The sequence below is a fragment of the Pseudomonas sp. Z1-14 genome, from assembly GCF_051132005.1.
GTDB lineage: Bacteria > Pseudomonadota > Gammaproteobacteria > Pseudomonadales > Pseudomonadaceae > Aquipseudomonas.
The window spans coordinates 4,052,583-4,063,331 of the sequence record NZ_CP071646.1 but is presented as its reverse complement, the minus strand read 5'-3'; the positions used below and the strand labels follow the sequence as shown (position 1 = coordinate 4,063,331).

Genomic DNA, 10,749 nt, shown 5'->3' with positions numbered 1-10,749 from the left:
GCGCTGTGGAAGGGTTATTGGGTGGCTTTGGCGATGGTCTGCTCGAAACGGGAGGCAAGGCCTGCGTTGACCTCGGCCTTCTCTAGGCTCTCGGCGGTTCCCTTGGCCCGGTGCAGCGCTTCGTAATGGCGAAGCGTGCCGGCGGCGACGATCAAATCAGCCAGCAGATCCGGCGCGGTGGCGATCAGCTTGGCATTGGACAGGCACTCATCCCTGCGGTTATTGCATTCGGCGACGGTCCAGTAGTTTGTCTCAACCATCGTATCTGGCTTGGGCTCAATGGTTCCTACGCGACCCCGCCCCCACTCATCACCACCAGGAATGACGATCCACGGCCCCGGCGTGTGCTTTTGTTCAGTCATGACAAATCCTTGCCGCGACGTGCGCAGCGCTTGAAGGTGTGAGTTAGGAGGTGATGCGATCAGCGAGAGCGCTGAGCAGCATCATGAAAGTCCAGAAGGTGATGGCCGAGAACGACCCGCGCCAGATCAGGAAGCGCCTGGCGCGCTGACGGGCGGTCACCTCAGCACCTGGGACAGCTGAGGCGGCTGGCATACCCCGCGCCCCTCTTGCTGGGTCATGTGGTCGAGCATCATCAGGAGAACGGCGGTGCCGAGGATCCAGTACATGACTTTCATGGCGCCACCTTCAGGCCTGCGGCTTCGATGGCTTCGCGACAATCCTTGAGAACTGGAATTACCTCGCCCGGGCTGTCGTATTGGTAGTGCTCGGGCAGCTCAATCACCAGAGCCTTACGCGATTGCTGCCATGCCCACCAGCAATGCTCAATCGTGGTGCTTTGGTACTCGCCAGTGGCGAACTTGCCCATGTTTTGATTTGGATATTCGCTCATCACCGAGGCTTCAAACTCTTCACGGATTTTATCGTTCATGATCAAGGCCTCAGTAAGGAATGCATTGCATGCAGTTGGCGGAAAACCCTTTCTCGCCACAGCCAGGACAAGCGCGCTCTGGCGCAACGGGCTTGGGCGGTCTATTCACCTTGAAGCCAGAAGACTCAATGCGGCGGGCCATGATCTCTATGCCTTCGCGCATTGCTGCGCATTCGTCGCTGGTGACAGCCCACTCGCGCTCATCGACAACTGGCAGTTCAAACACCAGCGCCGCACGTGAGGCCTGCCATCCCCACCAAGCGTGCTGAATGCGGTCGTCCCGATAAAAACCATCGGAGGGTGCGCCGACCTGATTGATCCTGAGCAAAGGCGCAGACGGCCAATCTCGCTTCACTGCACTCTCAAACTCTTCACGCATCTTGTCGCTCATGGCCGAACCCTCACAGCAATCCGTCCACCCTTCATGATCACCGACAGCGGCGCGTTCAGATCCTTCACCAGATCCTCGCGCTTGCGGCCAATCACCTCATTGAACGGCAGGCCGAAGCCGAGGATGGCGATGCGGCGCTCCAGGTCGTCCATCTGTTCGTCGATCAGGGATTTATGAATGGGCGTGGTCATGTCTGCTCCTTGCGCTCAACCGCATCCGGTCTAGCGCGTATTGGCTTTGAAGGTCGTAGATGCGGTCCAGGCGAGCCCTGTAGGCCCCGTATTCCTTGATGTCGATGACGCCCAGCGAGTGGGCCAGCTCAATCGCCATGGACGTTTCAGCGTGGACGGCGGCGGAAGTGTCGCCGGCGTTCAGGAGGGCGAACCGGGAGTCGATCATCCCGGTAGCGATATCGTGCTTGTTCATGCCACCCACCGTTGCCGGCGGCTCAGCGCGTCGATCTCGACCCACAGCGCCGTTTCAATAGGCTTGCAAAACTGTTGGGCCAGCACAGGTAGCTGCCACTGGGCGACGTCCATACGAACACCGTCATCGTCGTAGCAGATCGCGGATTCGATCTTGAACTCCAGTTCGCGGCTTCCGTAGAAGTCCCAGTCGCTGTTCCAGGAGTTGAAGCAGGGCGGGATATTCTCGCAGTGGGTCACCTCCACCTGGAGGACAAACCCCTCAACAACTATTTCGTAGGTCATGATTGCCTCCAGGGTGGTGGGTCAGTCGGTGGGCGGGGTGATGAATGGCTGCCAATGGGTTACGCGATGCTCGAAACGAGAGCCGTCCGGGTAGCGCCAGTCGATGCCGTTCCAGTAGAGGAAGCGCGACCCACCGGCAAGCCACTGAGCTGTCCGGGCTGGCGTGTAGGCGATGACGTGGTGCTTTCCGCCACGCTTTGGCAGCTCCGGCAGCCGCTCCGAGCACTTGATCCAATCGCTCATGGCGACCTCCAGTGTTTGGGGTTAGGCGGTGGCTTTGGCGATAGCGGCGCGAGCTGTCTGCACCACTTCGTCGTAGGTGCTACCGGTGTTGTCCGGATCCTCGTATGCGGTCAGCAAGCCTTGCAGCGCTTCTAGCAGATCCGGGGCGGTGGCGATCAGGCTTGCATTGGCGCCAGCCTCAGCGCAGCTATAGACGCTTCCTTTGCTCCGGCGCCGATGAATCTCCGCGATGGTGTCGTCATTGCCTTCTGTCTCGATGTAGCGCCTGCCATGGTCGTCCTGGACATACCAGGGCCCCGGCGTGTGCTTCGTTTCCATGACTCTCTCCATCTGGTTGATCCAACAAATTCCGGCTGCACACGATCCTTCCGCTGGTTGCCGTTGGGCGCGGTGTCATGTGCATGCGGGATTGGTCGGCTGTGGGAGCGGGAAGGGTGTTTACTGCGTGCATTCGTTCGCCAGGTCCCGGAATAGAGCAGCTCGCCTGTGGGAGCGAAAGTGAAAAGGCCCAACTGGACAGAAAGGCCTTTTCGAATGATGCAGCGTCAGCTTGAGTATTTGGATCGGGGCAGCGCGCGCCAGAACGAACGCTGACCCTCAGTACATCGCCACCGCTCACGAGTGAAGCGCAATGGACCGGTTGGCAGGCCGTCATCAGGTGGCGGTTCTGGCCGCGCATGGCTGAGCGCTGCGCCGATCAGGAACAGTAGGAGCATGGTGGTCTCCGGTTGAGTTGTGATGCAGGCAAAGCTGGATTCCCGGGCGTCTCTTTTCGATAGCGCCACCAGCTCGAGAGCGGCTATCCATGCCCGCATCGGGGTGTGATCTGCGCGGAAGGCAAGCCCCGCTTTGCGCCTCCGAGTGCGCCCCCTCAAGCCACGCTCCGGTGATTTCTCACTGCCTGGTCGTGGTCTCGCGTTCTTCCCGAGGTTGCGAACCCTCGCTTTTCGGCTAGTTGCCAGCGCCTTAATATCTGCTGGCGGTTCAGATCACACCCCGATGCGCTCTCATAGAGAGGATCGGGAATACGAAGGCCCGGTTAACGAGCTTGAGGCAGGGTCGGATCGGCTAACCAATCCATGACAATGAATCGGATTCTTCATCGTAAAACCAGTTTCTCTTTCGCAAATGCTCGACTGCCTCGGAAAGCGACAGCGTTATTCCGCAATCACGTAAGGCTTGTTTAAGCCCCTCGTTCCAGTAGCACATATGCGCGCAGAGGCATTTAGCTTCGCAGTCCAGCATCTTCTCGACTCCCTATATCCAGCATGCCTAGATCGCGCAGCTCCTTCGCTGCGGGTATGAGGCCGCAGCTGCCTGCGCAATCTTTTAGAGTTCTTTCTATCTCCTCATCAGTTGTACTTCTGGCGCCTTGATTTCGCATGCATCCGATAATTTGGAGTCTGTATTTCTCTGCGTAGGGGGTGAGTGCTTTCATTTCAGCATCCCTTCAAGAGTTGCTTTGTGCTCGATATAGAAGCTCAGCAGCTGAGTGGCTTCTGACGGGCGAAGCGAAGGGTTGCGAACATCTTCTTTGCTGATGAAGCGGTCGCATTCTGCAATAGCGTCCTTGATGCGACGGATATGGTCTTGGCTCATTTCGTCTTGCTCCCGCGTTGGCTTTCAAATACCTCCCGGGGTGTGAGAGGCATTTGTAAAGCCAGATGGCCGACCTGAAACAGCAGGGGGCCATCTGTGTGTTGCTCGGTTCGGAACGATCAGGCCGCGTCGTAAGTCGCGGCGAAGATGTCCGGCTTGCACGGGTAGAACTCACCCTTCACACCCTTGATGATCCAGTCGCCCGGCTGCGCAGTCATCACGCCCTCCAGGGTTTCAATCTCCAGCGTGTTGCTACTGAGGTCTTGCGAGCAGCTTGGAATCAGCATCGCCTCAACAGAGGCGAAGGTTCCGTCGAACTGAACTGCTTCGATTACGACTGGCTTCTTGCGGAACATTGGCATTTGCGTATCTCCGGTTGTTTTCCCAATGCACCCGTCACCAGGTGCATCAGTGAAAAGACCGTCATAGCCCGCTGAGCTCCAGCAGTTCGCTTTTGATTTTGCAAAGCACCTCAAGCGAGGCCTCATCGCCAGCCGCCGCAGCAGCACCTTGCATCATGGTGATAGCGTCAAGCTCGGTGCATTCGTGAGCCACTTGCACTTTTGCGATCGCCATAACTGCGGTTTGAAAATTCAGACTTGTCATTTCGGTGCCCTCCGTTGATTTCCAATGCCGCCTCATCGAAGCGGCATCAGTAAATCTGTGGGTATTTCATCTCCACCACGCGAATCGCCGGAGTCCTCTCTCTGCCCGCTGTCGCATCTGGCGTCACATCGGGTGGCTTGCGTGGTTTCGCGTACTCACATGTGGGAGCACGGCCAGTTCCAGAGCTGGCATGGCATCGACTATTTGTTGCTCGCGCTTACCGGATGAAACCCGGGGTAGTCGATGGCGAGGATCCTGAACTGTTAAAGAGCGGACGGGCTGTTGAGGCCCTGGCGCCTTCTTGCGTTGGCGTTGAGGTGAATATAGGCAAGCCTTTATTTTGTGTCAACAGGTATTCCTTTATTTTTTAAAGGCAGAAAAAAACCGCCGATAGGCGGTGCATGAGAATGAGAGATTTCCCTTTATAAGCTGCGGATGGCAACCAGGGTCAGGAGGGCGGCGGCAGCCAGCAGGATGAGCACATCTTCGGTTTTGGCCCGTTCGCCCAGGACGGCGGACACAGCGCAACCGGCCAGACCAATGCAGAATGCGAGCCCGGCGTGCGGCCAATCGAAGAGGAACAGAATGGTATCAATTGCGATGAGGGCGAGCCCGGCGCCAAAGATCAGCGCCGGAAGCGTTTTGCCTGTTGCTGTCATCTGCGCGGTGCCCTGCGCACGGTGGACCACCAGAACACACGGCCCAGCATGATGACGTCTCGGCGGTATTCCTCCATGGACAATATCTCGTCCGGAAACTCTTCCGTGTTTTCGCTCCGTACCCGAATGCTACCGCCCGGCATCCGGTACAGATACTTCACCCTAAGCATTCCATCCTGATTGAAGGCATAAATCTCCCCATCAATGATCGAAGTGCTGCCCTTGTCGAAGCCGATGGTCGCACCATCCAGGATAAGCCGCTCCATGCTTCGCCCATTTACTCGAGCGCATGCAGCGTTATCACTATCCACCCCGGCCGCCTTGAGCGTTTCCTTGCTAAATCTGAGCTTGCGTCCTGCAACCTCCACTACCTCGGTCATCCCTCCACCGCCAGCAAACTCCACTTCTGCGTAGTACGGGATCTCAACCTCGTCGGAGTCGAGTGGGTCATCCACACCCCAAGCCGACATAGCCCCGATCAGCTCCGCGTTTGACTCAATAGCCGGACGAGCCCTAAACGAAGAGCTTTCGCCGACCCCCTGGGATAGCCACAGCGGGTCGACATCGAGCGCCTTGGCTATCTGAATAAGATAGCCGCTTGTGCGGGTTAAGCCTCGTTCAATCTCGGAAATAGACGATTGCTTGATGCCAACCTTCTCGGCGAGTTCGACTTGTGACAGGCGCGCATTTTTGCGGGCCTGCTTTAAACGATCTTTTAGTTCCATGGCGGCAATTTATAGGTGTCCCTTTCGGCTTGCAAAAAGGTATGCCTGTACCCTAATATAAAGGCATCCCTTTTTATGGGGCGGAGAAACCAATGAACGATTCCTTGAAAAAACTTGTTGAGCACTTCGAATCCCAGGTCGCAGCCGCAAAAGCCCTGAACGTAAAGCAAGGGACTGTAAGCGGCTGGGTGCGCGGGGTTCACGGCTGCTCAGCCGAGACCGCATTCCTTGCCGAGCGGGTGACGAACGGCCTTTTCAAGGCTGCCGAGCTCCGCCCATCCCTTTCCCAACAAGCTGCGTAACAGTTACGAACCACAAAGGAGCCTCACCAATGGCAGACGAACCACGAAAAAACCAAAAGCACACGAACCAGATCAAGGTCCTCTTGGATGAAGAGTTCGAGGACTTGCTGATCTGCGCCGCGCAAATCCATGGAACCAAAAAGGCCGTCCTGGCGCGCGAGGTCCTGAAGTCCTGGCTGCTTGATCTTGTTGGTCATTCTATCCGCGACGACCGAGCAGCCTGAAGCGAAACCGTAGGGACCCGATAGGGACCATGCAGGGACTGGAGGCGATATGCCAGAAGAAAAAGGCATGGACCTTGGTGAGTTGCTTGATCCGGAAGAGATTCGATTGCTGGAGGCAGAGGCGGCAAAGCGGGGAATGACCCCGATAGAGCTGGCGAAGCTGGGAATTCAGCAGGAGCTGACCAGAAGGACGAGGCCCAAGGCCATGACTGGAACGATTCAAGCGTTCCGAAAGAAGCACTGAATTTCAGACATAAAAAAACCACCGGACGAGGGTGGCTTTTTCAACAGCGGTGAACAACTGGAGCGAATCATGCACCAATCCAATCAAGCGATCAACCCCCCCAACAGTGTCGCGACACAATTTTCTGATTCTCATTTTGTGTCGTATCAAAAAAGCTTTCATCAATCGGCAGCGATGGCAGCCGCCCAGATGATTCGCTTTCAGTACACACGCAACGCCAAGAACGAGTTTCGTCGCGAATGCCTGGAACACCTCAGAGCTTCACTGTCTGGGAGTGAGAAGGCATGACGAACATCGTCCAAATTCAATCACGCAATCCCGGGGGATTCACCCGGATGGACAACGACCTGTATGAAGCCCTCATAGGGGCTGATCTGTCTGGCCGCGAGCTTCGTGTTGCTCTGGCTATCCACCGTCAAACCGCTGGCTACAACCTGGAGAGCGCTCGCATTGCTGCCTCATACATCGCTCAGATGTCCGGCATCCACCGTGAGGACGTTTCCCGGGCAATCTGTGAACTGATCCGTCAGCGCGTCATCTACCGCGTTGGGGGCAGTCGTAGCCCGATCGGTTTCGCACCTGTCAATGAGTGGTCAATCGACAAGAAAAACACCCATGCCAACAAGCAAAAAGAAGTGCCACAGTGTGGCGTTTCCACCACGTCCAATGTGGCGTTTCTACCACACAATAAAGACATAAATACAAATCTTACTGCTGACGCAGTTGTCGCCGCTGTCGCTTCGACCGGTGATGATTTGGAATCTGAACCGGAACAGCAGTGTGCCCACAAACCTGGTCAACCAGCGCCAACCAAGACCGATCGTATCCCATACAGCCGCATCGCAGAGATTTACAACACGGTATGCGGCGAGCTGCTGCCCAAGTGCTTGAAGCTCTCGGCGAAGCGCAAGAAGCTGATCCAGGGCTGCTGGAACCTGGAAATCAACGGCGTCCTGCCGTTCCGTAAGGGCGAGTTCTGGACCGCTTACTTCACCGACTGCCTGACCAACAAGCACTGGATCGGTGAGAACGACCGAGGATGGACCGCCGATATCGAGTTTCTGACCCGCCAGGACAAAGTCCTCAAGGTGCTGGAGGCTCTGCAATGATCGCCGACCGCCCACTTGTATCGCCTGAGGCCGAATTCGGCGTCGTCGGCGCCCTGATGCACAAGCCTGAACTCATCGAAACCATTGGCGCCATGGTATCCCCCGAGGATTTCTACCATTCGGACGCAGCCGACCTGTACGCCATCATCCTGGCCGCACGGTCCGCCGGACGCCCGGTTGATTCGGTTTCCCTGGCAGACATCCGCAACGAACTGTCGAGCGGTGAGCTGACCATCGTGCGGGCCTCCGAGATCATGCGCGACGTTCCCAGCGCCTCCAACGGCAATGAGTACGCCCGCATCGTGGCTGAGCGCTCCAAGGCCAGGAAGATCGCCGACATCGGCCAATCAATCATCGACATGGCGAGCCACGCCCGACCACTTGCCGGGATCATTGCCGACGCCCAAGAGGCAGTCCTTGGCCTGAACAGCGAGGACGACGAGCCGGACGTGATCAGTCTGCGCGAAGCGCTTGGCCCAGTCATCGACGAAATGGATGCAAGGTTCAACGGTGAGGGCATCAACGGCCACGCGACAGGCCTAACTGACCTGGATGAGCTTGTGCAGGGCCTGCGCGGATCCCACGTGATCATCATTGCCGGACGGCCAGGCACAGGGAAAACCACGCTCGGCCTGGGCATCGCTGAGAACCTGACGATCCGCAACGGGAAATCAGCGCTGGTGTTCTCGCTCGAAATGTCGGCCAAGGAGCTGTCCAAGCGCAGCCTGGCGTCATCGTCCGCCGTGACCTTGGGCAACATCGACACCGGGAAGGCGATGGGCGACGACGGCCAGATCACCATGATCAAGGGCGCCGTATCGCGCATGCACGCTGCTGACCTGCGCATATGCCAGAAAGGCGGGCTCCCGCTCAGCAGGATCCGCAATATCGCTCGATTCCAGCACAAGGCGCGGCCGCTGGACCTGATTGTCATCGACTACATCGGCCTGATTGCACCGGAAGCAGGGTCGAGGCAGCAGAACCGGAACCTTGAGCTGGGCGCTATCAGCCGTGGCATCAAGGGCATGGCAAAGGAGTTGAACGTTCCGGTCATCGTCCTGGCGCAACTGAATCGAAGCATCGAAACCCGCTCCTCCAAGAAACCGCAGATGTCCGACCTTCGCGACTCCGGCGAGATCGAGCAGGACGCCGACATCATCATGATTGCCCACCGTGACGCCGACTCGGACCTCGGGCGCAGCGGCGTGACCGAGATCGATGTGGTGAAGCACCGTCACGCATCTGTTGGTCATTGCCTTCTCCAGCATCAGGGCGAGTTCGCACGCTTCGTAAACTATGCCGGCCGCCGCGAGCAACAGCAGGAAGCCGCCGCACCACCGCCGCGCCGCAATTCGAAGTCCCTCCTCAATTCATTCAATCCTGCAGGTGGCTTCTGATGAAGAGAGCATCCCCAGTACAGCTACGCCAAGCCCTTGAGGTAGCCCATGCCCTGATCAAGCACGGCATCAACTTCGTGTGCATCCCAGTGATCGACGAGGCGGACGCCATGAACCTTGCCGGCCAGGCCGCCCAGCGGTTGGAGCGGCTGGCGTATATCGCGGAAGCGCAGGAGAAGCGGGTATGAACCAGTACGACGAACTGAAGCGACTGGCCGAGAAAGCAACGCCTGGGCCGTGGGAGTGCCGCGAGGCGGAAGGGTCTGCCGCGATTTGCCACGCACACGGCTGGGTCGCCGATGGCTTCGACGAGCAGACGCTAGTGGATACCCGTTTCATGGCCGCCGCCAACCCCTCAGCAGTCCTGGCCCTGATCGCCGAGAACGAGGAACTTGGCCGTTACCTCTGCACCTGCCGAGACTGCGGCGGGGAAGGGGCGCTGCACACTGGCGATTGGCATTCCTACGGCCACATGGAGCCGCCAGAGCCTGTTATGGAGAAGTGCGGGGAGTGCGACGGCACAGGCTTGCTCGGGGAAATTCAGGACTTGTACCAGGTGATAACGGATCGCGGCCAGCTCCGCGCCGAAGTCGCCGGCCTCAAGACCGGCTACCAAGCCTACGAGCGGGTGAATGCTGAGCTGAAGGCAGAGGCTGATTCGCTTACCCGAGAAGCCGACAGGCAATACACGACCATTGAGGCGTATCGCAAGGACGCCGAGCGGTATCAGTGGTTGCTCAAAAACGCCAGCGTCATCTTGGACAAAAAAGCCGCATATCAGGCGGTAACCGGCTTCATCAAGTTCGACACCATGCCCGCTCGCACGGAAACCGAGTCAGCCATCGACGCCGCCATGGGCAAGGGAGAGCGGTCATGAGCGAACAGTCCAATCGCAACTACTCCGTTGACGAATCGGTCCTCGCCTATTTCCAGAGGGGCGGTGGATGCACGGCGTATCGGTGTGCCAATTACATCAGCGCAACCCGCGATGAAGTAAGCAAGTCGCTACAGCGCCTCAAGCGCAAAGGCGTGATGAAGAACAAAGGCAGCTACTGGGAGTGGAAAGCTCCGTCACGGCAGGAGGTCGGCTATGACTGACAAGATCAGCGTCAACTGCCAGGCCAAGCTCTCCGAAGCCATCACCCGGCTCAGCGCCATGTTCCGCGACAAGAAGTTCGTGGTGGTCTCCCTTCGACCGGGCAAGGACCGCACGCTCGACCAGAACGCCCTGTGGTTCGCGATGTACAAGCGGATCTCCGAAATGACCCAGATCGGTGATGCGGCCGACGCCCGCCGGTACTGCAAGCTGCACTTCGGCGTGCAGATCCTTCTGAATGAGGACTCAGGGTTCCAAGCGGCGTGGTATCGGGTGATGCGCCACCTGCCGTACGAGGAGAAGCTGGCCTTGATGGGGGAGCACAAGTTGTTCGGCCCGGATGGCTTTCCGGTGACCAGTCTTTTCAATCGCGCTCAGGGAATCCAGTACACCGATCGCATGGCCGCGTACTTCACCAGCCAGGGCGTGGTGTTCTCCGATCTGCTGAGCGAGGTGGCAGCATGAATCTCCTTCACTGCGAATGCCATCGCTGTATCGAGGAGCACAAGCTCGGGATGAAAGGTCCCTTCGGCTGGGTGCCGCTGTCCTCGA

23 protein-coding genes are annotated in these 10,749 nt (G+C 58.1%); 10 read left to right on the top strand and 13 right to left on the bottom strand.

From position 1 onward, the window contains the following. Positions 1-14: 14 nt before the first annotated feature. From J3P89_RS18510 to J3P89_RS18450, 13 genes are all read right to left on the bottom strand, one after another. Complete coding sequence (locus tag J3P89_RS18510) at positions 15-362, bottom strand: hypothetical protein (RefSeq protein ID WP_434695209.1); 348 nt, start codon at positions 360-362, stop codon at positions 15-17. A 272-nt stretch (positions 363-634) separates the two neighbouring features. After that, positions 635-892, bottom strand: a complete 258-nt coding sequence (locus J3P89_RS18505; protein WP_434695208.1) for a hypothetical protein — start codon at positions 890-892, stop codon at positions 635-637. A 10-nt stretch (positions 893-902) separates the two neighbouring features. After that, positions 903-1,283 carry a hypothetical protein gene (locus J3P89_RS18500; RefSeq protein ID WP_434695207.1) on the bottom strand — a complete coding sequence of 127 codons (381 nt, stop codon included), beginning with the start codon at positions 1,281-1,283 and terminating at the stop codon, positions 903-905. After that, positions 1,280-1,474 (bottom strand): hypothetical protein, encoded by a 195-nt coding sequence (locus J3P89_RS18495; protein ID WP_434695206.1) that lies wholly within the window; start codon positions 1,472-1,474, stop codon positions 1,280-1,282. The genes J3P89_RS18500 and J3P89_RS18495 overlap by 4 nt, the downstream gene beginning before the upstream one ends. Continuing rightward, a complete protein-coding gene (locus J3P89_RS18490) occupies positions 1,455-1,709 on the bottom strand; it encodes a hypothetical protein (RefSeq protein WP_434695205.1) in 255 nt (84 codons plus the stop codon). Before J3P89_RS18490 ends, J3P89_RS18495 begins: the two co-directional genes overlap by 20 nt. Beyond that, a complete protein-coding gene (locus J3P89_RS18485; protein ID WP_434695204.1) occupies positions 1,706-1,993 on the bottom strand; it encodes a hypothetical protein in 288 nt (95 codons plus the stop codon). Before J3P89_RS18485 ends, J3P89_RS18490 begins: the two co-directional genes overlap by 4 nt. 21 nt (positions 1,994-2,014) lie before the next feature. Beyond that, a complete protein-coding gene (locus J3P89_RS18480) occupies positions 2,015-2,236 on the bottom strand; it encodes a DUF551 domain-containing protein (protein ID WP_434695203.1) in 222 nt (73 codons plus the stop codon). Positions 2,237-2,257: 21 nt separating this feature from the next. Next, positions 2,258-2,554, bottom strand: a complete 297-nt coding sequence (locus J3P89_RS18475) for a hypothetical protein (protein ID WP_434695202.1) — start codon at positions 2,552-2,554, stop codon at positions 2,258-2,260. Positions 2,555-3,670: 1,116 nt separating this feature from the next. Beyond that, complete coding sequence (locus J3P89_RS18470; protein ID WP_434695200.1) at positions 3,671-3,835, bottom strand: hypothetical protein; 165 nt, start codon at positions 3,833-3,835, stop codon at positions 3,671-3,673. A gap of 119 nt (positions 3,836-3,954) precedes the next feature. Further along, a complete protein-coding gene (locus J3P89_RS18465) occupies positions 3,955-4,197 on the bottom strand; it encodes a hypothetical protein (protein WP_434695199.1) in 243 nt (80 codons plus the stop codon). Positions 4,198-4,258: 61 nt separating this feature from the next. After that, positions 4,259-4,441, bottom strand: coding sequence for a hypothetical protein (locus J3P89_RS18460; RefSeq protein ID WP_434695197.1), 183 nt, complete (start codon positions 4,439-4,441; stop codon positions 4,259-4,261). A 422-nt stretch (positions 4,442-4,863) separates the two neighbouring features. After that, entirely contained in the window at positions 4,864-5,100 is a 237-nt protein-coding gene (locus tag J3P89_RS18455) for a hypothetical protein (protein WP_434695196.1), read from the bottom strand. Continuing rightward, positions 5,097-5,825 (bottom strand): XRE family transcriptional regulator, encoded by a 729-nt coding sequence (locus J3P89_RS18450; protein ID WP_434695195.1) that lies wholly within the window; start codon positions 5,823-5,825, stop codon positions 5,097-5,099. The genes J3P89_RS18455 and J3P89_RS18450 overlap by 4 nt, the downstream gene beginning before the upstream one ends. Before the next feature lie 92 nt (positions 5,826-5,917). Here J3P89_RS18450 and J3P89_RS18445 point away from each other — a divergent pair, with 92 nt between their 5' ends. From J3P89_RS18445 to J3P89_RS18400, 10 genes are all read left to right on the top strand, one after another. Further along, a complete protein-coding gene (locus J3P89_RS18445; RefSeq protein ID WP_434695194.1) occupies positions 5,918-6,127 on the top strand; it encodes a transcriptional regulator in 210 nt (69 codons plus the stop codon). Positions 6,128-6,156: 29 nt separating this feature from the next. Further along, complete coding sequence (locus J3P89_RS18440; RefSeq protein WP_434695193.1) at positions 6,157-6,351, top strand: hypothetical protein; 195 nt, start codon at positions 6,157-6,159, stop codon at positions 6,349-6,351. A gap of 49 nt (positions 6,352-6,400) precedes the next feature. Next, positions 6,401-6,595, top strand: a complete 195-nt coding sequence (locus J3P89_RS18435; RefSeq protein ID WP_223528340.1) for a hypothetical protein — start codon at positions 6,401-6,403, stop codon at positions 6,593-6,595. 69 nt (positions 6,596-6,664) lie between these two features. Then, entirely contained in the window at positions 6,665-6,883 is a 219-nt protein-coding gene (locus J3P89_RS18430) for a hypothetical protein (protein ID WP_434695192.1), read from the top strand. After that, on the top strand, positions 6,880-7,704 hold the full coding sequence (locus tag J3P89_RS18425; protein WP_434695191.1) for a replication protein: 825 nt from the start codon (positions 6,880-6,882) through the stop codon (positions 7,702-7,704). Before J3P89_RS18430 ends, J3P89_RS18425 begins: the two co-directional genes overlap by 4 nt. Beyond that, positions 7,701-9,101 carry a DnaB-like helicase C-terminal domain-containing protein gene (locus J3P89_RS18420; protein WP_434695190.1) on the top strand — a complete coding sequence of 467 codons (1,401 nt, stop codon included), beginning with the start codon at positions 7,701-7,703 and terminating at the stop codon, positions 9,099-9,101. The genes J3P89_RS18425 and J3P89_RS18420 overlap by 4 nt, the downstream gene beginning before the upstream one ends. Next, positions 9,101-9,289 (top strand): DUF1382 family protein, encoded by a 189-nt coding sequence (locus tag J3P89_RS18415; protein ID WP_434695189.1) that lies wholly within the window; start codon positions 9,101-9,103, stop codon positions 9,287-9,289. The genes J3P89_RS18420 and J3P89_RS18415 overlap by 1 nt, the downstream gene beginning before the upstream one ends. Beyond that, positions 9,286-9,978 (top strand): hypothetical protein, encoded by a 693-nt coding sequence (locus J3P89_RS18410; RefSeq protein WP_434695188.1) that lies wholly within the window; start codon positions 9,286-9,288, stop codon positions 9,976-9,978. Before J3P89_RS18415 ends, J3P89_RS18410 begins: the two co-directional genes overlap by 4 nt. Continuing rightward, on the top strand, positions 9,975-10,199 hold the full coding sequence (locus J3P89_RS18405) for a hypothetical protein (protein WP_434695187.1): 225 nt from the start codon (positions 9,975-9,977) through the stop codon (positions 10,197-10,199). Before J3P89_RS18410 ends, J3P89_RS18405 begins: the two co-directional genes overlap by 4 nt. Next, positions 10,192-10,662, top strand: coding sequence for a hypothetical protein (locus J3P89_RS18400; protein WP_434695186.1), 471 nt, complete (start codon positions 10,192-10,194; stop codon positions 10,660-10,662). Before J3P89_RS18405 ends, J3P89_RS18400 begins: the two co-directional genes overlap by 8 nt. The last annotated feature ends 87 nt before the right edge of the window (positions 10,663-10,749 follow it).

Excerpts from the sequence above, each read along its gene's own strand:
- J3P89_RS18480 (WP_434695203.1), bottom strand. The coding sequence starts at position 2,236 with ATGAGCGATTGGATCAAGTGCTCGGAGCGGCTGCCGGAGCTGCCAAAG.
- J3P89_RS18440 (WP_434695193.1), top strand. The coding sequence starts at position 6,157 with ATGGCAGACGAACCACGAAAAAACCAAAAGCACACGAACCAGATCAAG.
- J3P89_RS18475 (WP_434695202.1), bottom strand. The coding sequence starts at position 2,554 with ATGGAAACGAAGCACACGCCGGGGCCCTGGTATGTCCAGGACGACCAT.
- J3P89_RS18495 (WP_434695206.1), bottom strand. The coding sequence starts at position 1,474 with ATGACCACGCCCATTCATAAATCCCTGATCGACGAACAGATGGACGAC.
- J3P89_RS18425 (WP_434695191.1), top strand. The coding sequence starts at position 6,880 with ATGACGAACATCGTCCAAATTCAATCACGCAATCCCGGGGGATTCACC.
- J3P89_RS18415 (WP_434695189.1), top strand. The coding sequence starts at position 9,101 with ATGAAGAGAGCATCCCCAGTACAGCTACGCCAAGCCCTTGAGGTAGCC.
- J3P89_RS18470 (WP_434695200.1), bottom strand. The coding sequence starts at position 3,835 with ATGAGCCAAGACCATATCCGTCGCATCAAGGACGCTATTGCAGAATGC.
- J3P89_RS18455 (WP_434695196.1), bottom strand. The coding sequence starts at position 5,100 with ATGACAGCAACAGGCAAAACGCTTCCGGCGCTGATCTTTGGCGCCGGG.
- J3P89_RS18430 (WP_434695192.1), top strand. The coding sequence starts at position 6,665 with ATGCACCAATCCAATCAAGCGATCAACCCCCCCAACAGTGTCGCGACA.
- J3P89_RS18405 (WP_434695187.1), top strand. The coding sequence starts at position 9,975 with ATGAGCGAACAGTCCAATCGCAACTACTCCGTTGACGAATCGGTCCTC.
- J3P89_RS18465 (WP_434695199.1), bottom strand. The coding sequence starts at position 4,197 with ATGCCAATGTTCCGCAAGAAGCCAGTCGTAATCGAAGCAGTTCAGTTC.
- J3P89_RS18435 (WP_223528340.1), top strand. The coding sequence starts at position 6,401 with ATGCCAGAAGAAAAAGGCATGGACCTTGGTGAGTTGCTTGATCCGGAA.
- J3P89_RS18505 (WP_434695208.1), bottom strand. The coding sequence starts at position 892 with ATGAACGATAAAATCCGTGAAGAGTTTGAAGCCTCGGTGATGAGCGAA.
- J3P89_RS18400 (WP_434695186.1), top strand. The coding sequence starts at position 10,192 with ATGACTGACAAGATCAGCGTCAACTGCCAGGCCAAGCTCTCCGAAGCC.
- J3P89_RS18445 (WP_434695194.1), top strand. The coding sequence starts at position 5,918 with ATGAACGATTCCTTGAAAAAACTTGTTGAGCACTTCGAATCCCAGGTC.
- J3P89_RS18500 (WP_434695207.1), bottom strand. The coding sequence starts at position 1,283 with ATGAGCGACAAGATGCGTGAAGAGTTTGAGAGTGCAGTGAAGCGAGAT.
- J3P89_RS18485 (WP_434695204.1), bottom strand. The coding sequence starts at position 1,993 with ATGACCTACGAAATAGTTGTTGAGGGGTTTGTCCTCCAGGTGGAGGTG.
- J3P89_RS18420 (WP_434695190.1), top strand. The coding sequence starts at position 7,701 with ATGATCGCCGACCGCCCACTTGTATCGCCTGAGGCCGAATTCGGCGTC.
- J3P89_RS18510 (WP_434695209.1), bottom strand. The coding sequence starts at position 362 with ATGACTGAACAAAAGCACACGCCGGGGCCGTGGATCGTCATTCCTGGT.
- J3P89_RS18460 (WP_434695197.1), bottom strand. The coding sequence starts at position 4,441 with ATGACAAGTCTGAATTTTCAAACCGCAGTTATGGCGATCGCAAAAGTG.
- J3P89_RS18450 (WP_434695195.1), bottom strand. The coding sequence starts at position 5,825 with ATGGAACTAAAAGATCGTTTAAAGCAGGCCCGCAAAAATGCGCGCCTG.
- J3P89_RS18490 (WP_434695205.1), bottom strand. The coding sequence starts at position 1,709 with ATGAACAAGCACGATATCGCTACCGGGATGATCGACTCCCGGTTCGCC.
- J3P89_RS18410 (WP_434695188.1), top strand. The coding sequence starts at position 9,286 with ATGAACCAGTACGACGAACTGAAGCGACTGGCCGAGAAAGCAACGCCT.